Source organism: Rhizobium albus (genome assembly GCA_030160035.1).
Lineage (GTDB): Bacteria > Pseudomonadota > Alphaproteobacteria > Rhizobiales > Rhizobiaceae > Georhizobium > Georhizobium albus.
In genome coordinates, this window is sequence record BSNO01000003.1 from 926,147 (window position 1) to 946,287 (window position 20,141).

14 protein-coding genes, 1 pseudogene and 1 other annotated feature are annotated in these 20,141 nt (G+C 61.9%); of the genes and pseudogenes, 5 read left to right on the forward strand and 10 right to left on the reverse strand.

Annotated features, from left to right (window positions below; translation table 11 throughout):
- Nucleotides 1–30 precede the first annotated feature (30 nt).
- From QQL76_RS12135 to QQL76_RS12165, 7 genes are all read right to left on the reverse strand, one after another.
- The gene (locus QQL76_RS12135; protein ID WP_499207860.1) at nucleotides 31–1,227 is read right to left on the reverse strand and encodes an acyl-CoA dehydrogenase family protein; all 1,197 of its coding nucleotides are present in this window, start codon (nucleotides 1,225–1,227) and stop codon (nucleotides 31–33) included.
- A gap of 12 nt (nucleotides 1,228–1,239) precedes the next feature.
- The gene (locus QQL76_RS12140) at nucleotides 1,240–2,415 is read right to left on the reverse strand and encodes a thiolase family protein (protein ID WP_499207861.1); all 1,176 of its coding nucleotides are present in this window, start codon (nucleotides 2,413–2,415) and stop codon (nucleotides 1,240–1,242) included.
- Entirely contained in the window at nucleotides 2,412–4,523 is a 2,112-nt protein-coding gene (locus QQL76_RS12145) for a fatty acid beta-oxidation multifunctional protein (protein WP_499207862.1), read from the reverse strand. The genes QQL76_RS12140 and QQL76_RS12145 overlap by 4 nt, the downstream gene beginning before the upstream one ends.
- The gene (locus QQL76_RS12150; protein ID WP_499207863.1) at nucleotides 4,516–5,325 is read right to left on the reverse strand and encodes an IclR family transcriptional regulator; all 810 of its coding nucleotides are present in this window, start codon (nucleotides 5,323–5,325) and stop codon (nucleotides 4,516–4,518) included. The genes QQL76_RS12145 and QQL76_RS12150 overlap by 8 nt, the downstream gene beginning before the upstream one ends.
- A gap of 7 nt (nucleotides 5,326–5,332) precedes the next feature.
- Nucleotides 5,333–6,670 carry a TRAP transporter large permease gene (locus QQL76_RS12155; protein ID WP_499207864.1) on the reverse strand — a complete coding sequence of 446 codons (1,338 nt, stop codon included), beginning with the start codon at nucleotides 6,668–6,670 and terminating at the stop codon, nucleotides 5,333–5,335.
- A 1-nt stretch (nucleotide 6,671) separates the two neighbouring features.
- Entirely contained in the window at nucleotides 6,672–7,184 is a 513-nt protein-coding gene (locus QQL76_RS12160; RefSeq protein WP_499207865.1) for a TRAP transporter small permease, read from the reverse strand.
- A gap of 132 nt (nucleotides 7,185–7,316) precedes the next feature.
- Nucleotides 7,317–8,372, reverse strand: coding sequence for a C4-dicarboxylate TRAP transporter substrate-binding protein (locus QQL76_RS12165; protein ID WP_499207866.1), 1,056 nt, complete (start codon nucleotides 8,370–8,372; stop codon nucleotides 7,317–7,319).
- Nucleotides 8,373–8,811: 439 nt separating this feature from the next.
- On the opposite strand from QQL76_RS12165, the gene QQL76_RS12170 reads away from it, so the two are divergent.
- The 5 genes and pseudogenes from QQL76_RS12170 to QQL76_RS12190 all read left to right on the forward strand — a co-directional run bounded on the left by QQL76_RS12170 (nucleotide 8,812) and on the right by QQL76_RS12190 (nucleotide 15,848).
- Nucleotides 8,812–9,759 (forward strand): GGDEF domain-containing protein, encoded by a 948-nt coding sequence (locus QQL76_RS12170; RefSeq protein WP_499207867.1) that lies wholly within the window; start codon nucleotides 8,812–8,814, stop codon nucleotides 9,757–9,759.
- 48 nt (nucleotides 9,760–9,807) lie between these two features.
- Nucleotides 9,808–11,061: a sensor domain-containing phosphodiesterase gene (locus QQL76_RS12175; protein ID WP_499208363.1), complete on the forward strand. Its 1,254-nt coding sequence runs from the start codon at nucleotides 9,808–9,810 to the stop codon at nucleotides 11,059–11,061.
- A 691-nt stretch (nucleotides 11,062–11,752) separates the two neighbouring features.
- A complete protein-coding gene (locus QQL76_RS12180; RefSeq protein WP_499207868.1) occupies nucleotides 11,753–13,321 on the forward strand; it encodes an ABC-F family ATP-binding cassette domain-containing protein in 1,569 nt (522 codons plus the stop codon).
- A 374-nt stretch (nucleotides 13,322–13,695) separates the two neighbouring features.
- Nucleotides 13,696–14,924, forward strand: a pseudogene (locus QQL76_RS12185) (IS3 family transposase).
- Nucleotides 13,977–14,093: a sequence feature (AL1L pseudoknot), on the forward strand. Its footprint overlaps the pseudogene before it by 117 nt.
- Before the next feature lie 414 nt (nucleotides 14,925–15,338).
- Nucleotides 15,339–15,848, forward strand: coding sequence for a GAF domain-containing protein (locus QQL76_RS12190; RefSeq protein ID WP_499207869.1), 510 nt, complete (start codon nucleotides 15,339–15,341; stop codon nucleotides 15,846–15,848).
- A 147-nt stretch (nucleotides 15,849–15,995) separates the two neighbouring features.
- Here QQL76_RS12190 and QQL76_RS12195 read toward each other — a convergent pair.
- The 3 genes from QQL76_RS12195 to QQL76_RS12205 form a co-directional block, all read right to left on the reverse strand.
- Nucleotides 15,996–17,140 (reverse strand): IS3 family transposase gene (locus tag QQL76_RS12195; protein ID WP_499207870.1). Its coding sequence is split into 2 segments (ribosomal slippage): nucleotides 15,996–16,873 and nucleotides 16,873–17,140, totalling 1,146 coding nucleotides; the frame shifts between segments, so codons are not numbered across the junction.
- 130 nt (nucleotides 17,141–17,270) lie between these two features.
- The gene (locus tag QQL76_RS12200) at nucleotides 17,271–18,728 is read right to left on the reverse strand and encodes an ATP-binding protein (protein WP_499207871.1); all 1,458 of its coding nucleotides are present in this window, start codon (nucleotides 18,726–18,728) and stop codon (nucleotides 17,271–17,273) included.
- Nucleotides 18,729–18,849: 121 nt separating this feature from the next.
- Nucleotides 18,850–20,127, reverse strand: coding sequence for a hypothetical protein (locus tag QQL76_RS12205; RefSeq protein WP_499207872.1), 1,278 nt, complete (start codon nucleotides 20,125–20,127; stop codon nucleotides 18,850–18,852).
- Between the last annotated feature and the right edge of the window lie 14 nt (nucleotides 20,128–20,141).

The window sequence follows — 20,141 nt, forward strand, 5'->3', positions numbered from 1 at the left end:
GTAAATCCGAATTGCATTGTCGTGCCCTTATCAGAGGCCGAGCAGGGATTTTGCGATGATCCCCCGCTGGATTTCGTTCGAACCGCCATAAATCGACAGCTTGCGGTTGTTCAGATAGCTGCGCGTTGCGCCCGCGGCCTCGGCCGGTCCGGGCGGCTGGTCGTCATTTGCTCCTTCCAGCGCCTCGGAGGGGAAAGCCAGCGCCCAAGGCCCGACGGCGCGGCGCGTCAGGTCGTTGATCGCCTGCCGGATCTGCGTGCCTTTCAGCTTCAGCATCGAGCTTTCCGCCCCCGGCGCCTGTCCTGCCGCGGCCTGCGCCAACATCCTGAGATTGGTCGTGGACATGGCCATTAGGTCGATCTCGACCTCGCCCATGCGGGCAGCGAAAAGCGGGTTCTCGGACAAGGGGCGGCCGTTGGCGACCTGCGCGCGCGCGATGCGCTTCAGCGCGGCAAGACCGGCTGTCGCGAAGCCCACTCCTGCTATGTTCGTGCGCTCATGCGTCAGGAGATATTTGGCGTAGGTCCAGCCCTTGTTCTCCTCGCCGACCAGATTTTCCACCGGGACCCGAACGTCGTCGAAGAAGACCTCGTTCACCTCCGGCGTTCCATCGAGGAGAACGATGGGCCGAACGGTGATGCCGGGCGCAGTCATGTCGATCAGCAGGAAGCTGATGCCTTCCTGTGCTTTCGCGGCAGGATCGGTTCGCACCAGGCAGAAAATCCAGTTCGCGTGCTGGCCAAGGGTTGTCCAGGTCTTCTGGCCGTTGACGATGTAGTGGTCCCCGTCGCGCACCGCCGTCGTCTTGACCGTGGCGAGATCGGACCCGGCGCCCGGCTCGGAATAGCCTTGGCACCACCAGTCTTGACCATCGAGAATACGGGGCAGAAAACGGTCCTGTTGCTCCTTGCTGCCGAACTTCTGAAGCACTGGCCCCAGCATGGCGATGCCGAAAGGCAGGACGCGCGGGGCATGTGCCAGCGCGCTCTCCTCCTCGAAGATATGGCGCTGGATCGCGGTCCAGCCCGCGCCGCCGAATTCATTCGGCCAGTTGCCGGCCAGCCAGCCCTTCTCGTTCAGGACGGCGTGCCATTCCTCGATCTCGTCCTTGGTCAGTTCGCGGCTAAGGCGCACCTTCTCGGACAGACGAGCGGGTAGGCGGTCCTTCAAGAATTGCCTGACTTCGCCACGGAAGGCCTGGTCTTCAGGTGAGAAATTCATGTCCATCTTGTCGTTCCTTCAGAATATCTCGATCAAGCCGGCAGCGCCCTGGCCGCCGCCCACACACATGGTCACGACGCCCCATTTCGCCCCACGCCGCCGCCCCTCCAGCAGGACATGCCCTGCAGTGCGGGCGCCGGTCATGCCAAACGGATGGCCTATGGCGATCGAGCCGCCGTTGACGTTGAAGCGCTCTGGGTCGATCCCGAGGCGGTCGCGGCAATAAAGCGCCTGGCTCGCGAAGGCTTCGTTCAGTTCCCACAGGTCGATATCGGCGACCGTGAGGCCCGCCCGCTCCAACAGGCGCGGGACGGCGAAGACGGGGCCGATGCCCATCTCGTCTGGCTCGCAGCCGGCGATCGTGAAGCCCCGGAAGGCGCCGAGCGGGGCAATCCCCTCGCGCGCGGCCAGATCGCCGTCCATCACGACCAGCGCCGCCGCCCCATCGGACAACTGCGAGGCGTTGCCAGCGGTGACGAACTTGCCCTCACCCTTAACGGGGGCGAGGGCGGCAAGCGCTTCGCGCGTGGTCGAGGGGCGGTTGCATTCGTCGCTATCAAGCGTGAACTCTTCGTGCCGCGCCTCACCCGTCGCCTTGTCGGTAACAGCACGGGTAACGGTGATCGGCACGATCTCACTTTCGAAGAGGCCGTGCTCCTGCGCAGCGGCGATGCGCTGCTGCGAACGCAGGGAATAGTCGTCCTGCGCCTCACGGCTTACGCCGTAGCGGCTGGCCACGATGTCCGCCGTGTCGATCATCGGTAGGTAAAGATCCGGCCGGTGGGCATCGAGCCAGTCTTCGCGCGATGGGCGGGGGGGCGGCTGCACCAGGCTGATGGACTCGACGCCACCGGCCAGCACGGCCCCGGCTCCCTCAGCCCGGACCATATGCGCCGCCATGGCCAACGCCTGAAGTCCAGAGGCGCAGAAGCGGTTTACCGTCGTGCCAGCGACCGAGACCGGGAGGCCCGCGCGCAGCACGATCTGCCGGGCGATGTTTCCGCCGGTGACGTATTCGGGGTAGCCGCAGCCCCAGATGCTGTCCTCGATCAACGCAGGGTCGATGCCTGCTCGCTGCACCGCGACGGCCGCCACATGACCGCCCATCGTCGCGCCATGCGTGAGGTTCAGGCTGCCCCGGCCCGCCTTGCCGATGCCGGTGCGGGCGGTCGAGACGATCACAGCGTCCTTCATGTCAATTCCTTCTGCTTGGATGCGTCGGCAAAGCCGTCTCCTTCGGCCGCAAGCCGGGCCAGAAGCGGAGAGAGCTGCCAGAAATACGGATCATCCTCGGCCAGGCTCTGGATCCGCGCTGCAATGCGATCCAGCCCTTCTGCTTCGGCCCAATGCATCGGACCGCCTTTCCAGCGGGGAAAACCGTATCCGTGCAGCAACACCACGTCGATGTCGGAGGCGCGCGCGGCGATGCCCTCGTCCAGGATCTTCGCGCCCTCATTAACCATCGCGGCCATGTAGCGATCCTGGATCTCGGCCTCGGTGAAGCTTCGCGGCGTGATGCCCAAATCGCGGCGGATCCCGTTCAGCACCGCCTCCATCTCGGGATCGGGACGCCCCTGCGGCGCGGCGTCGTCATAGATGTAGTAGCCGCGCCCCGTCTTGCGCCCGAGGCGACCGGCCTCGGCCAGACGGTCTGCGAAGACCGGCACGCGCTCACGCGGGTCGCGGGTCGCGGCCTTGCGCTGGCGTGTTGCATAGCCAATGTCCAGCCCGGCCAGATCGCCCACCTGATAAGGCCCCATGGCGAAGCCGAAGGCGCGAACGGCGGCGTCAACCTGATAGGGCGTGGCTCCGTCCAGCACCAAATGATCGGCCGCCGCGCGGTAGGTGGACAGCATACGATTGCCGATGAACCCGTCGCATACGCCCGAGCGCACGCCAATCTTGCCCATGCGCTTGGCAAGCGCGAACGCCGTGGCAGTGACTTCGGGGGGGGTGCGGTCTGCGACGATGATCTCAAGGAGCCGCATTACATTGGCTGGCGAGAAGAAGTGCAGGCCGATCACGTCCTGCGGCCGCCCCGTTGCATCCGCGATCAGATTCACATCCAAATAAGAAGTATTCGTCGCCAGCACGGTGCCCGGGCGACAGACGCGGTCCAGCGTGCGGAACACCTCCTGCTTGACGGCGAGATCCTCGAAGGCGGCCTCGATCACCAGATCGACATTTGAGAGGGCATCGTAATCCGCGGCTGCCTGCAGCCGCTGCGCCAGAAGCTGCAGGCGCGTGTCGGCGTTCAGCTTGCCCCGCTTGACCGCGCCGTCCAGCATCTTTCCGATCCCCGCCATCGCCCGGTCTGCGGAGGCGTCGTCACGCTCGACCAGCGTTACTTGCAGGCCAGCGATCAAGGCCGCCGCCGCGATGCCCTGGCCCATCGTGCCGCCGCCAACGATGCCGATACGGTCCACCTGGCAAGCGCTGACCCCGGCCAGATCCTCTTGGCGCGCGGCACGACGCTCGGCGAAGAAGGCGTGGACCAGCGCTGCGCGCTGCGGCGTCTGCATCAGGTCCCTGAAGGCGCGGCGCTCATGCGCCATCCCTTCGGCGAAGGACATGCCCATGCTCTCGACGAGGGTATCCAGCGCGCGCAGCGGCGCGACCTGGCCGCGCGTCTTGCGCTCGACTTCAGCGCGGAAGCCGGCAACACGATCTGGCTGCGGGGCAGGGGACGCACGTTCCGACAGGCGGTGTGGGCCACATCCGTCTGCGAGAAGACCCCGCGTAAATGTCAGGCCAGCGGCGCGGGGATCGGTCTCGTCCGCGAGTACGTCAATCAGGCCTAGCCGCTCCGCTTCCTCGGCGTCGATCTGACGGCCCGAGGTGATGAGTTCGGCGGCCGCCTCAAACCCGATGGCGCGGGGAAGACGCTGCGTTCCCCCCGCACCGGGCAGCAGGCCCAGGGTCACTTCGGGCAGGCCAAGGCGGGTGCCGGGCAACGCCACGCGGTAATGTGCGCCAAGCGCGACCTCTAGCCCGCCGCCCAGCACCGTGCCATGCAGGGCGGCGATTACTGGTTTCAAGGACGCCTCGATCCCGGTGATGACATCAGGCAAGATGGGCGCGACTGGTGGCTTGCCAAATTCGGAAACGTCCGCCCCGGCAACGAATGTTCGGCCGGCGCAAAAAAGAACGGCCGCGCGAGCCTCGGGGTCGGCGGCAAGGCGTACCATGGCCTCGGCAAGTCCCTGGCGCACGGCGGCTGAAAGGGCATTGACCGGGGGGTTGTCGATTTCGATCAGCGCGATCTCGCCTTCGCGATGATAGGCTACGAGGTGTTCAGGCATATTCAGCCTCCGTGCGGATCACGCTGGGGCCTTGCCCGGTCAAGCGTTCAAGGGTGCGGACCGCAGCCGCCAGACGAGGGCCAACCTCGCTGTCCATGCGGTCGGATGAGGCTTCGGTCGGCAGAGCGCCGCAGGTGAAGACCACTGGTTCGGCTAGGTTGCTGCTGCGGAAGGGAACCGACACTGCGTTGTAGGCAGCCGGCGTCCCGCTGCCAGCCGGGGCGGAGACGAAGCCACGTCGCGTCAACGCCTCGCGGGACGCCCCACGGTCCTGAAGCAGCAGATCAAGCGGCTCGCGCGCGGCGGGATGTTCGACACAGACCTGCGCGATCTCGCCTGGCGTCGCCGCTGCGATGAAGGCCCGTGTCGAAGAGAAGGGCTGAAGCGGGATGCGTTGGCCGACTTCCAGCCAGATCGAGGCGACCTGCGTCGGACGCCAGGTGCGGATCAGCACCAGTTTGTCGCCGTCGCGCACGGCGAGCACCACCAGCGTTCCGGTCTCTTCGGCCAGACGCTGCATCAGATCATGTGCTGGCACCAGGAAGGATAGTGAGGCTGCAGCCACATGGCCCACAGCGACCAGCGTCGGGCCGGGGCGGAAACGGTCGTCACGTGGCGACTGGACCAGATAGCCCAGCTGGCCGAGCGTAAAGGTCAGCCGTGATACTGTGGATTTCGGCAGCCCCGTGCGTTGCGCGATTTCGCCGTTGCTGAGCCCGTCATCGGTTACGCGGAAAGCGCGTAGGACGGAAAGTCCGCGGGCGAGGGTGGTGGCAAAGCGGGGATCGTTCAGATCTGTCATGGGTGCCTCAAAAGCCGTAGGGGATAACGGTCGAGATTGCCGGCACCATGATCAGGATCGCAAGCACCACGAAGTCCATGGCCAGAAAACGCATGACTCCTGAGAAGATGAGGTCGATCTTGATGTCTCGCCCGGTCACATTGCCGATGACGAAGACGTTCAGCCCGACCGGCGGCGTGATCAGGCCGATCTCCAGCAGCTTGACGACGATAACGCCGAACCAGATCAGGTCGAGACCCATGTGGTCGACAAGCGGGATCACGAAGGGGAGCGTCAAAACGATGATCCCGACCGGGTCCAGAAACATCCCCAAGACGATGTAGAGCAGCGAGATCGCCAGCATGAGCGTCAGCGTCGACATGCCTGCATCCGCCACCCAACCGGCCACCATGCCGGCTGTTCCGGTCAGCGCGATGAACGACACGAAGATCTTCGCCGATGCTGCGATCAGGAAAATGGCAGAGGTCTGGACCAGGCTCTCGCGAATGGCGACCCACATGGTCCGCAGCGTCAGCGAACCCTCGACGAGACCGATCACGATGGTCAGGGCGACGCTGATTGCAGCCGCCTCGGTGGCAGTGAAGATGCCGCCATAGATGCCGCCAATAATGACGAGGAAAAGAACTGCTGCAGGCCAGGCGGACAAGGCTGCACGGCGTCGAGCCCCTTTGGCCAACGGCCGCGGATCGACGGGCGCAGCTGAAGGATCACGCGAGGTCCACCACATCACCACGATGATGTACCCGAGCAGCGTCAGCAGTCCCGGCAGGATACCGGCCAGAAACAGGCTGCTGATCGATGTCTCGGTGAAGATGCCGTAGAGAATGAAGAGCACCGAGGGTGGGATCAGCGAGCCGAGAGTACCGCCGGCTGCGACCGAGGCCGTAGCCAGCTTGGGATTGTAGCCAAGGCGCAGCATTTCGGGCACGCAGATGCGGCCCATTGTCGAGGCGCAGGCGATGGAAGAACCCGAGATCGCCGAGAACCCGCCACACCCGATGAGCGAGGCGACGCTGACCCCGCCCGGAACGCCGCGCAGCCAGACATTGGCGGCGTCATAGATCCGCGTCGTGATGCCGGTGTAATAGGCGATGTTTCCGAGCGCGACGAAGAGCGGGATCATCGACAGGTCGTAAGAGTGGATCAACTCGAAGAAGCTGTTCACCACCATCGACGAAGTGGGGTTGATCGCCCTTTCCGGCATGAAGGTACCGGTCCTGAGCGCGTAGATCATGAAGGTGCCGACCGTCGCCACGCCCGCCAGCACAAAGGCAATGGGAACGCGCAGCGCCAGAAGCACGATGACCATGGAGACTGCAATCAGGCCGATAGTGGATGCATCCATGTCAGACGGCCTCTTCTTCGGTGAGCTCTGGCGTGTCCACTGCGCCGGTGCGGCGCAGCCGAACGATGTCTTCGAGCGCGACCAGGGCCAGGCGGATACCCATCATCAACAGACCCACAAGAAAGACGAGCTTCATCGGCCAACGGGGAATTCCAAGCAGCCCGTCATAGAACTCGCCCGACCGCCACGAGCCCGACAGGTTCCGCCAGCTTGCATAAATCAGTGGCAGCATAGCGAGCAGGGCGATGCACCAGCCCATGATGATCAGCACACCGCGTGCGCGTGGCGAAAGGCTGTCGGTAACGAAGGTGACAGCGATATGGGCGCGATTGGCGGTCGCGGCCGCCAGCGGTAGGACAATCGTTGGGACCATCAGCTCGCGCACGATGATGACGATGTCGGGTACGCTTTGGTTGAAGAACTGTCGCCCAATCACATTCGCCGTGATCAGGATCGTCAGCGCCAGCGCCGCAAGGACTGAGAACTCGAGCATGATACGTTCGATGGCCTTCATGGCAGCATCTCCGGTGGGGATCGGCCGCAGCCTGCCTGTGGGCGTGCAGGCTCAGCGGGTGCAAGTGAGGCGCGCGCGGGTCTGCCGCGCACTGCCCTGTGGGCCTGGATCGGACCCGTCTGCTTCCGCTGATCAGTTAGCCTGTTCGCCCCAGGGGTAGCCCTCGCTATCGCGCAGCGCGGTGTATTCCGCGACCAGCTCTCTATAGCGATCGACCAGCCCCTGGCCGTCGAGACCCGCACTGTTTGCCCGCTGGATCCATTCGTCGATGTATTTCTCGCCGGCTTCCGCCAGGCGGGCGCGATCCTCGTCCGAGATGGCCAATGTTGGCGTGCCCTGGTCCTTTAGGACTTGGACAGACCGCGCGTTTGCATCGTTCAGGATGCGCCCGAACTCGTCGGCCAAGCCTTCGCCTGCGGCCATCAGCGCCTCTTGCTGCTCGGGCGGCAGCATGTCGAAGCTGTCCTTGTTCATCATGATGCCGAGCGCGCCGATCTGGCCGTAATCGAGGGCGGTATAGCTGTCGAAGACCTCGTTGAAGCGTAGCGCCTCGACTAGATAGGGGTAGGTTTGCGTGCAGTCGATGAGCCCGGTCTCAAGCCCCTGATAGGCCTCGTAAACCGACATGTCGACGGGGGTGGCGCCCAGATCGTTAAAGACGCGGCCATAGGCGCCGACGCCCCGGATCCTGAGCCCGCGCACATCATCCAGCGTCTCGATGGTCGCACCCTTGCACCCGACTTGGACCGCCGAAGTCGTATAGGTTCCTACATAAACCAGATTCTGGCGCGCGAGGTTCTCGCGGATCTGCTCGTTCTCTCGCATGATCCGGTCGGTTGCCTTCATACCGACCCAGGGATCGGGATTTGGGATCGGAAGATCCGCTAGTCCATAGGTGATCATGTCCTGCGGGAAATAGACGCCGATGACCGAACCCATGTCGGCAACCCCGTCACGGATGGATTGGACGGCAGCCTTTTCTGAAAAGAGGGCGCCGCCCCAGTTGATGTCGATGGTCAACTGTCCGTCTGTGCGCTCCGCAACCTGATCGATGAACCACTGTGTCGCTTCGGCGCGCACGCCGCGGTTGGGGCCCGCCTCGCCATAGATGAGTGTCATGGCGTGCGCCGCGTTGAATGCACCGCAGAACAAGCCGATTGCCGCACAGGTCGCTGTCAAATGTTTCATGGTGGATCTCCTTCTCCCGTTCCACAATATGGCACACTGTTTCATATAATGGAACCACCAAAAAACTGGCGAATGCTGTTGCATGTGTGTTGTGCGTCGATCGGAGGTTCGCGGGCTTGGTGAGCAGGCCGAGTAATAAGCCACGATAGTAAGGGCAGCGCTGGCCGGCATGCAGGTCGCTCGGTGTCTTGAGGGCGCTTCAAATAGTCCTACGGCCGGTGCAATTTCTCGGGTAACAGCGAGAAAAGCAGCACCCAGCACGATTTGCAGGTGCGCAACGGCCTCATGGAAGCCGAGCCGCGATAATTTTGCCAGCTTCTTTTGAAATGGTCTGCTGTTCTGGAACGGTCTGCGTTTCCCTCCGACATGTGAGGCAGCCGTTTAGATTTCCTTTGCCTCGTTGTGTTTAGATCGCGCAGTCCTCGAAGAAGAGTCCGCTATGCAGACACTAGACAATCCATTTGAGTGCCACTCGGTTCTCTTTGATGTTTGCTCGCGCTCGCCCAATTTGATGGCGGTGTTTGATGCAAACGATCGTCTCGTTTTTGCAAATGACGCGTTTTGCGAAGCGTTTGCTGTCGCTCCTTCAGAACAGCCTTCCTGGCGCGACATGATGAAAGAAAATTATCTGCGGGGCCGCGGACCGCTCATCGATACGACCGATATCGATCAGTGGCTGAAGGAAGCAGAGGGTAGGCGTGGAACGCGTCCATACCGAGCCTTCGAAGCACAAATGATTGATGGCAGGCATTTCTGGATCACGGAAACCGTCGATCGACACGGATTCCTCTTTCTTACAGCCTTCGAGATTTCATCCCTGCGCCTCTCAGGTCAGCAACTGCGCGAGGAGCGAGACATCGCACGCAGGGCCTCCTGGACAGACGACCTCACCAATATTCCCAATCGAAGATACGTTCTGAAGACGATACAGGAGTGGCTCTTGAGCCAAGATGCCCGATCGTCATCGGGAAACCACGCTCTCGCCCTCCTGGACCTCGATCGGTTCAAATCGGTCAATGATCAGTTTGGGCATGATGTGGGTGACACCGTGCTCGTTCAGTTCTCGCAGACTATCCTCGCCGGCATTCGCAGAAACGACTTGTTCGGCCGGATGGGTGGAGAAGAGTTTCTGCTGTTTCTGCCGCATTGCAGCCTCGACGAGGCCACCCAGCGTCTGCTCACCTTGCAGGATGATTTACGTAGGATCGAGTTTGCAGATGCACCGGGATTTCGCTGCACTTTCTCCGCGGGGGTGATCCGACTTCGAACATCTACCGCGCTTGATCGTGCCATAGCGGCGGCTGACGAGCGTCTTTATCTCGCGAAATCTCAAGGCCGGGACCGCATTGTCGCCATGCCTCGAAGCCGACGATCAATGCGTTCTTAAGGAATCCCTGAAACGATAGAACTATCATTGGGAGGACCCGACGTGCAGATGCTACTAAATGCGATCCACGAAGTACCGGAAAAGCAGGGAGCTCGATCGGAGACCCTCCAACGCGCTTTGGAGGCGGTGCGAACGCATTTGGGTATGGAGGTTGCCTACCTCTCCGAATTTGTCGGTGATACGTCCGTTTTTCGGGCCGTTGACGCACCCGGACTTGAGCACATGATCAAGCCGGGGGATAGCCGCTCACTGGATGATGTGTATTGCAGGCATATCCTGGCCGGTCGACTTCCAGAGATCATTCCGGACACGTCCAAGGAACCGATATGTCAGGAAATGCCGATCACGGCAGCCGTACCCATCGGGTCACATGTGTCGATCCCGATCGTGTTGCCTAACGGCCAACCCTACGGAATGTTTTGCTGCCTGAGCCCGTTTGCCAATGATTCTCTCAATGCCCGCGATCTTGATGTCGTCAGGCTCTTTGCTGATCTCGCATCGCATCAGATCGCACAGGAGGTGGCCGAGCAGAATGAGGTCGCTTCGAAACAAACTCTCATTCGGCAGGTGCTAGACCAACGCGAATTCAGGCTGGTCTTCCAACCCATCGTGGACTTCTGCAAGGGCAAAACACGAGGCTACGAAGCGCTTTGTCGTTTTGACCCCCTTCCTTATCGATCGCCCGATCTCTGGATCAATGATGCAAAGACTGCAGGTTTGGCTGTCGAGCTTGAACTGGCGATCATCGATAAAGCTCTCGGGATGTGGACCGATAACTTGACGAGTTCATATCTGGCATTGAACACCTCGCCCACCACCCTTTGTGATCCGCGTCTGGAGCTCTTGCTGAGCGAGCGTGATCTGTCATCCATCGTCATCGAGATAACCGAGCACAACGCGGTCGACGATTATAAGCTGCTGAACGAGCAGCTGAATAACCTCAGGAAGCTTGGCGCGAAGGTGGCGATCGATGATGCGGGAGCAGGGTTCTCCAGTCTGCGCCATATTGTTCAGTTGTCGCCAGATCTTATCAAGCTGGACATGGCGTTGACGCGCGGCATTGATACGGATGCATCGCGACGCGCCCTGGCGTCTGCATTCGTCTTCTTTGCGCGAGAAACGGGAGCTGAAATTGTGGCGGAGGGCATTGAAACCGAAGCGGAGCTGCAAACACTTCGGGCGCTCGGCGTCAACTCGGGTCAAGGATACTACCTCGGAAGACCGCTTGAGTGGGAGGCTCTTCAGATGCTTCTCGATTGTGATTGCAGTTCCCATGCCTATCTTGGGCAGCACCACGCTTGAGCCAGCGCACAGGCTGCGGAAGCGGCCTCCATCCGCCTAACGCGTCCGACACCAAGTCAAGTGACTATCTCGGTTTAGTATCGTTTGGAATGGCTATCGGCGCTCTCTTGCCAGAGCGCGTTTGCGTCCACCACGTTTTCGGACCGTCCGTCGCCCATCCTTCAAAATTCCGGGAGAGCTTCTTCCAGTTCACCGCAACACAGTCCCACTTCAATAGCAGGTGCAGGCAACGGCAGCCGAACCGCCGTCGCTGCAATGGCAGTTCCAGCGAACGTGCTCGCAGAATAGCATCGTCCGACCAGCTGGATACGTGTCGGTCGACACGCGGCGCAAAGCCAAACATGGCATAGACCCGCCCCTGCGAATAGCTCTTTGTTCGACTACCCAAATCACGTTATCGGGGCATGCTGGGAAATGATTTCCTGCCGGCGCCTTCGGGGCCGAAAGCGGACAGTCCGATTTTGGGTGAAGACGCACGAGAAGCTGCCATTAAACGCAAGCTGATTTCAAAGACAGCATCCGACCCAATTCGAGAGTCTAGGTTCTGTCGTAGGATGCCTAAAAGCGGCTGGTCGGTTGCAGGGAAGGCACTCAGGTCATATGTCGAGGGCGAAGCTTAGAAGGAGTGCAGCCGTGAACAACAGGATGAGCAACACCATTCGCATTGTTCTAGACCCTGTCACGGTTGCCTATGTCTGCTTTTCTTACGCTCGATTCCGTCTCCGCTCGAACGGCTGATCAAACGCTCTTTCACGATCTAACGTGCGCGATTGGCGCAGAACGCGTTGGGGTCGTTGGCCGCAACGGGGCCGGCAAATCCACTCTTCTTCGCATCGCCGCTGGCCTCGCTGAGCCATCATCCGGCACTGTGCGTCGTGCTGGAACGGTCGGCATTCTCCAGCAGGACATGCCCGGGGAATGGAGCGTGAGCGAAGCGCTTGGTGTCGCGAACCGTTTGGAGACGTTGGAGCGCATCCTGGCGGGGAACGGCACCGCCAACGATTTCGATACCGCGGACTGGACATTGGAGAGCCGCATCGGTGCGGCCCTTCTACAAGTCGGGCTTCCCGACTTGCCGCTAGACCGTCGTCTCCGAACGCTGTCGGGTGGCGAGCGGATGCGCGTCGGCATTGCCCGTCTCGTCATCGAGGCACCGGACCTCCTGCTTCTGGACGAGCCGACCAACAATCTCGACGTCGCCGGTCGTGCTGCGATCCGTGGCCTGATGCGGGATTGGTCCGGAGGTGTCGTTGTCGCCAGCCATGATCGAGAGCTTCTGGAAGACGTGGACCGCATTCTGGAGTTGACGACGATCGGAGCACGCAGTTTCGGCGGAGGTTGGTCTGCTTTCGTCGCTGCTCGAGATAAGGATCGGCGCCGCGCCAGCGCCGAGCTGGAGCGCGCCGATGCCAGCGTACGCAAGGCACGCCAAGCCGCACAAGCACAGCGCGAGGCGAAGGAGCGACGCGACAGAGCGGGACGGGCGTTCGCGTCCAAGGGGTCTGAGCCGAAGCTGCTGCTGGATGCGCGGGCCGAGCGCGCGGAGAACAGCGGCGGGCGGGCGCAAGCAATCAACGATCGACGTTTAGGCGAAGCCCTGACAGAGGCGGAAGAGGCTCGTGCGAGGGTGGAAGTCCTGACACCGCTGACGATCGCTCTTCCACCGAGCGGGCTACCCTCTGCGGCCAGTGTTCTCTCCATGGATGGCGTGGTGGCCAAAGCCGGGGATCGTCTCCTTGGCCCATGGAACTTGCGCATCAACGGGCCTGAACGCGTCGCCTTGAAGGGGCCAAACGGCAGCGGTAAGACGACGCTTCTGCGCGTCGCCGCAGGTTTGCTCACGCCCGTGGCTGGAACGGTTCACCGCGCCAAGGGGCGCATCGTCATACTCGACCAGCATGTCAGCCTGCTCCATCCCGACAAAAGCATTCTGGACAACATCCGCCGGCTGCATCCGGATACCAGCGACGAGGAAGCCTACGCAATCTGTGCCCGCTTTGCATTTCGCAACCGGGATGCGAACCAGGTCGTCAGGACGCTCTCCGGCGGCGAACGTTTGAGGGCGGGCCTTGCTGCAATGCTATCGGGTTCGACGCCGCCATGGCTCGTCATCCTGGATGAGCCGACCAATCATCTCGATATCGACTCGGTCGAATTCCTAGAGAACGCTTTGCGGGACTTCGACGGTGCGCTTCTCGTCGTAAGCCACGATCAGTCCTTTGTGGAGCGGGTCGGCTTCGATCGCGTCTACGAACTCTGACTTTGCGGTGGATCGAGAGGCACCTTCGGGACGATTGTGTCCGCAAGCCGTCAGGCGCAAAAGCCTCCCAGGCCGGCATAGGCGTCACACGGTCCGCTGGAGGTTAGGAAATGTTTTGCTGCCAACGGCTTCGGGGCAGTGCCCAGACAGTCCGTTTTTTGGGCATCGAGAGCCGGATGACTGCCGTTGAACAGGGCCGATCCAGACGACGAATTGCAACCCCATCATATTTATTGGCAACCTTCCACCAGCTCCGGCTGGAAAGTAATCACTCAACTCACGTCTCGTGCCATCATAAAGCATCGGCTTCGAGGAACTCACTGAACCGCCCCGAGTTTGCCGGAGGCTCCAACTCCTGAGAAGGTGGAGCCATCATGAGCAAGACGACGAACAAGTTTTCCCCGGAAGTGCGCCAGCGCGCCGTGCGGCTAGTGCTGAATCACGAACATGAACACCCCTCCCGCTGGGCCGCGATCATGTCGATCTCAGCCAAGATCGGCTGCACGGGCCAGACGCTGAACGATTGGGTAAAGAAGGCCGAGGTTGACGCCGGCAAGCGAGATGGGGTGCCGACCGAGATGGCCGAGAGGATGAAGGCTCTGGAGCGGGAGAACCGGGAGCTTCGGCAGGCCAACGAGATCCTGCGCAAGGCTTCCGCTTATTTTGCCCAGGCGGAGCTCGACCGCCCATTCAAACGATGATCGCGTTCATCGACGATCACCGCGAGGCGTATGGGGTCGAGCCGATCTGCAAGGTGCTGCCGATCGCCCCGTCGACCTACCGCGACCATGTTGCCAAGCGTCTCGATCCCGAGAAGCTTTCGGTGCGGGCGAAGCGGGACCTGGCGCTGAAGCCGGAGATCGAGCGTGTCTTCGCCGAGAACTTCGAGGTGTATGGGGCGCGCAAGGTCTGGCGTCAGATGCTGCGCGAAGGCTTCGCCGTCGCACGCTGCACAGTCGAGCGGCTGATGGCCGACCTAGGCCTTCATGGCGTCATCCGCGGCAAGCCGGCCCGCACCACCGTGCAGGACAAGGCTGCGCCATGTCCGCGCGACCATGTGAACCGGGTCTTTAATGCTTCAGCCCCGAACAGGCTCTGGCTCTCGGACTTCACCTATGTCAGCACCTGGTCGGGCTTCGTCTAAGTAGCCTTCGTCATCGACGCCTATGCTCGCCGCATCGTCGGCTGGCGGGTGAGCAGAACGGCGCATGCCAGCTTCGTCCTCGACGCTCTCGAACAGGCCCTGCACGAAAGGCGGCCCATCCATCGCGGCGGCCTCGTGCATCACTCCGACAGGGGCTCTCAATATGTCAGCATCCGCTACACCGAGCGTCTGGCCGAAGCGGGCATAGAGCCCTCCGTCGGCAGCGTCGGTGACTCTTACGACAACGCGCTGGCCGAGACGATCAACGGGCTCTACAAGGCCGAGGTCATCCATCGGCGCGGGCCATGGCGAAGCTTCGAGGCGGTCGAGTTCGCCACGCTGACCTGGGTTGACTGGTTCAACAATCGCCGGCTGCTGGAGCCCATCGGCAACATCCCGCCAGCCGAAGCCGAGGAGCGCTACTACGCCATGCTGGAAGAACCGGCCATGGCGGCGTAACTCAAACGAAATGGCCTCCGGCAAATACGGGGCGGTTCATATCGCTGCTAGCCATCGAACCGATCAAGGAGCGTGCCTTTGGCCACTGGTCAATGGGATATGTAGGGCGCTCAGAAGCCAGCGAACGACGTTTCGCCAAGCTGGGTATTGTCAGCAATTTCGATCCAACGCGGCTCAACGGGCACCAGTTGCATGCCATATTGCGCGATCTAACGCTTGGGGAAGAGCTTGCTGTCTAAGGGATCTGTTCCTGCGGCTGCGACATGCGACAGCGTCCAGATTAGCTCTGTCCCTTCATCGGCGGACGCTGATGGCTTGGTAACCAGTCAGTCGGCTCTGCGGACATCGCTCAAGCGTATTTTATCAGTTCAAAACAAGACTCGACGAAAAGCGACGCCAGACTGAAAGCATTTGATGGCCTCTAACCAGCCGAATGTTATCGGTCGCAGCAGCAAACTCTTCGCATCGGAAACATCGATGACTACAACCCGATCTTATCCTGTTCCTCACGACGAGGAGGCACGCCTCAAAGCTCTGGCCACCATGGCGGTGCTCAACACGCCTCCTGACCAGGCTTTTGACATCATCCTCGATCTGGCAAAGCACCTGTTCCAGGTTCCGATAGCACTGGTATCGATCGTCGGGCGCGACAAACAAATCTTCAAAGCGCGCTTGGGCCTGGATGTGTGTGAGACCGGCCGGGATATCTCATTCTGCGCCCACGCTATCGTTCAGCGAGATGTCCTTATCATTACGGACGCCAGCCGTGACCCCCGTTTCTCGACGAACCCGCTTGTGACAGGGGAGCCGTTCATACGTTTTTACGCAGGCGCGCCTCTGATAGGTCTTCGTGGACAACCCATTGGTACGCTTTGCATCTTGGATCGCGTGCCACGAACAGGTTTTTGGAGCACGATCAGATGACGCTGCGCAAGCTTTCGCACATGACCATTCTACGCATGATGACCCGGAGCGTCATTGATGCCAACATGGAGAAACTCATGCCTTCGCAGGCTTAAATTCCCAGCTTAATGAGCACCTCCCCGATCCCTGGACAGACTTCGGCGTGACTTAAGCTACTGCCTGCACCTGCTGATCGGTTTCGATGCTGGTGAAGTAGACCACGGCGGGCGGCTGTCCGCCATGGGCGGCGTGTGGCCGCTGGTGGTTGTAGAAGGTGTTCCACCGACCGACCCCTGCCTTGGCCTGTGATCCGGTTTCCCAAGCGTGCAGGTAGACGCATTCATACTTCAGCGACCGCCAGAGGCGCTCAATAAAGATGTTGTCGAGACAGCGACCCTTGCCGTCCATCGAGATCCGGGTCCCGACCCGCTTTAGCCGGTCGGTCCAGGCGAAGGACGTGAACTGCGAGCCCTGATCAGTGTTCATGATCTCGGGCGAGCCGAAGCGATGGATCGCCTCTTTCAGCGCATCGGCACAGAAGTCCGCCTCCAGCGTGATCGAGATGTGCCAGGTCAGCACCTTGCGGGTGAACCTGTCCATAATCGCCACCAGATAGAGGAAGCCACGCCGCATCGGCAGGTAGGTGATGTCAGCGCACCAGACCTGATTAGGCCGGTCGACCCGCAACCCGCCCAGCAAATAGGGGTAGGTCTTGTGCCCCTTCGCGGACCTGCTCGTGTCCGGCTTCTGGAAGATCGGCATCAGCCGCATGAGGCGCATCAGCCGCCGAACGCGCTTGACGTTCACGGCATGGCTCTCGTTCCGCAGGTGCCAGGTCATCTGCTGCACGCCGTAGAACGGCGTCTCCAGGAACTGCTTGTCGATCAGCTCCATGAGGGCGAGGTTCATCTCTGTCTCGCCCTGCGGCGCGTAGTAAAACGAAGACCGTGAGATCGACAGCAAGCGGCATTGCGCACCCACCGACAGAACGGGGTGGTTCCGTTCGATCATCCCGCGTCTCATTTCCCGCCCCAAGGCTTGAGCTTTCGCGACAAAAAATCGTTGGCTACAACCAACTCCCCGATCTTGGCGTGCAGCGCCCGAACGGTCTTCTCGTCAACCTCAGCGGTCTTCTTGCCGCCCCGCTCGAAGATGTCCGCCGCACCGTCAAGCAGCGCCTTCTTCCACTGGTGGATCATTGTTGGATGCACGCCATATTCGGCGGCCAGTTCCGACACGGTGCGTTCGCCCTTCACGGCTTCCAGCGCCACGCGAGCCTTGAAGCCCGCGTCATGGTTCCTGCGTTTGCGCATGTTCTGATCTCCTCGTCATTGGAGATCAGCAGACGTCAGATCGTAGCTTCCGTGACCGTCCGATTTCTGGGGAGGTGCCCAGTTCTATCAAAACAGGACCTTCAGACTGTCAGTTTGCCAGCGCAGGCCGCTACCGGCTTAGCAATCTTGCGAGTGCGACGGACAATGTGACTGCACCTTTGCGCTCAACGAGCCATTTGTCGCGCCTAAGGCGCTGGATGGCAACCTTGAGGATGCGCGGTCCGAGCCCGGTGCGGGCGCGGATTTCGGCGGGTGCGAGCGACGTGTTGCCTGCCGCGGTCAGGCAGGCGAGGACTCGTTCATCGGCGGCGTTGCGGCCGGCGCGCAGGAGCGCGATCCGTTCCGCGGTGGTGCGGATCGTTCCGACGGAAGCTGCGAGGCGCTCGCCTTGCGGGGTGATCCTGATCTTCGCGCCGGAACCGAAGCTTACCAGCCTGCGCGTCAGAAGGTCGGAGATCGCGGTCTGGAATGCTGCGCGCTGTTGGGTCGAGGCGACCACTAGGGCGAGCGAGTCCCGTTGCAGGCCGGCGCGCCCGAACGGAGCGAGCGCCGACAACAGGGTGGTCGCAAGGTTGTCACCATCGCTAGTCGTTGCGCACTCGACGAGGTCGGGTGCATCGGCAGGCGCGACATCGCCCGGCGAGACAACATTGCCTGTGGCCTGCGGCACCGTGCATCCGTTCGGGGCGCCTGTGGTCACGATCGCGCGCACCTCGTCGATCGGCGCCACCGGAAGATCGAGCTTCGCAACCAGTTGGTCGTTGCCGAGTTCGCCCGACAGGGGTTTGCGGATGTAGGCTTGTGTCCGCCTGCCGCCCCCAATGGCAGGGCCGTTGATCAGGAATTGCCCAGGCAGGAAGTCGCGCAGCTCGAGCGCCTCGGCGGCCGACAGGCCGAGTTCGTCGCGTACGCGCTTGCGGTCGTTAGCTTCATCGAAGCGTCCGAACAGCTGGATCGCCATCTGCGAGGTCAGGCCGCGCGAGACGTCGGGAAGTCGCTGGGTAGCGCCCGCCAGACTCAGCCCCTTCCTGCGGCCCTGCTTGGCGACGCGTACGATCGCCGCGGCGGCCTTGGTCCTGCCGCGTTCGGGCGCGAAGTTCTGTACCTCGTCGATCATGATCAGGCAGGGCTGGTGCAGGTGCGGCGGTAGCTTCATCATCGCGTCGAGGAACCGGGCGATGATGTCGTTCTGCTCCATTACATCAATCGTGGAGATGTCGAGGACCACGGAGGCGCGCATCGTGAAGAGCCGGGTCAGGTGCTTGAGGACGCCCGAGATCGAAACCCCCGGATCGCCGTGCTCGCCGCCCGCGACGAGGATGCCGTTAGAGGCCGCGTCGCGCAGGCTGGCGAGCGTTCCGTCGGAATCAAACACGAAGACCTGCATGCCTGCCGTCATTGCGAGTTCGAGAAGCTTGCGCGCCGCGACGCTCTTGCCGGAGCCGGTGCGGGCGGCGATCAGGATGTGCTTACCCACAAGGGCCTTGAAGTCGATGGCTACGGGCTTGCCATCGGGCGTGTCGGCGAGGACATAGTCGTGTGTGATGCGGGTAGAATTGAAGGTCATAAGCAAGTTCCTTGTTTGCTGAAGAAGGTATCCGGACCGTCCGCCTGGACGCTTGTTGGGTTTGTGAAAGCCGGGCTCAGGCCGTCGGCATCTGTGGGCCGTGGGCAGGAGAGGTCGTGATCTACGTCTCAGTCTCCGCCGTCGCGGCCTGCGTCGAGGCGGCAGCCTTGTTGGCATTACGCCTGGCTCTGAGCTCCGCCCTGGCCTCGTCCTTCCTTGCTTTCGCGCGGGCCTTCTTCTTCTTCAGCTTAGCGCTGGCCACGGCCTTCTCGGCCTTACGGGCATCCGCTTCCGCCTGCTTGGCGATCTTGTCGATCACCGCGTTGGCTTTGGCGGCGCGGGCGCCGAGCATCCATTCAAGCTGCGGCACGACGGTGTCGCTCAGCCAGAACGATACTTTGTTGGCGTTCGGCCAGCTCTCGACGCCGCCGAGGTCCTGAAGCACCTGCCAAAGCGCGTACCACTTGTCGTCTCGTGTCAGTGGCCGCACATGCACCGTCCCCTCCGGAAATCCCTCTGCAGATTCTGCGAGCCAGGTGAGGCTCTCGATGAGCTGTCGCACCAGGCGTGCATCAAGCACGATGCCCCGCTGGATGTGGCTGACGATGAGGCGCTCGCCCTGTCTCTCGCGTTCGAGCACCGCCTGGATCGCTTCCAGGAGCCCGGTCCCGGTCGTCAGGAGGCTGTCGATGCCGAGCGCCGACTTCTCGGCGATGCGTGCCTTGAGGCCTGCAGCGCCACCGTCATCCGGCGTGGCTGCCTTCCCACCGTCTTTGATGCCAAGGATCTCCTTGGCACGGTTGACGGTGAGCTTCTCACCCGCCTCGCAGATGGCGAGCGCCTCCTCGACCTTCTCGGGCTCAGAGCTCGCCATGTAGTAGAGGACGGTCGCCGCGACGCTGCGGGCGACAAGGCGATCGTGGAAGTCCTGCAGGTTGCGGTGGACGCGGAAGTAGTTCTCCGCGCCGTTGCGGGTGAGGCCAAGAATCGGCTTGACGAGCCCCTCGAAGGCCTCCTGGTCATCGGCGATGCCGTGCAGGGTCGCTACCAGTTCACCGTATTCGAAGACCTGCGCGGTCGAGCGGCGCCCGATCTCATTCGACCGGATGCGCAGGGCCTCGTACTGCTCGATCTTCTCCGGCGGGATGCCAAGCTTGGCGTAGTCCGGCACCGTCTCCTGCGAAGCCGCAGCATCCGAACCCGCCTTTACGGGCTTGCGCCCGGTGCTGGATGTCGTGCTGGCCTCGTCACCAGTCTTGGTAGGTGCCTTCTTCGCGGAAGCGCGCGCCTTTCCGGTGGCTTTAGGCGCCTCCGCCCCCGAGGTGGGAGAGGAAATGTTTTCCTGCCAGAGTTGGCTCGAGGAGGGGTTGCGGTCAGCGTTATTGTTGGCGTCGTTCATCATAGTAGTGGTTC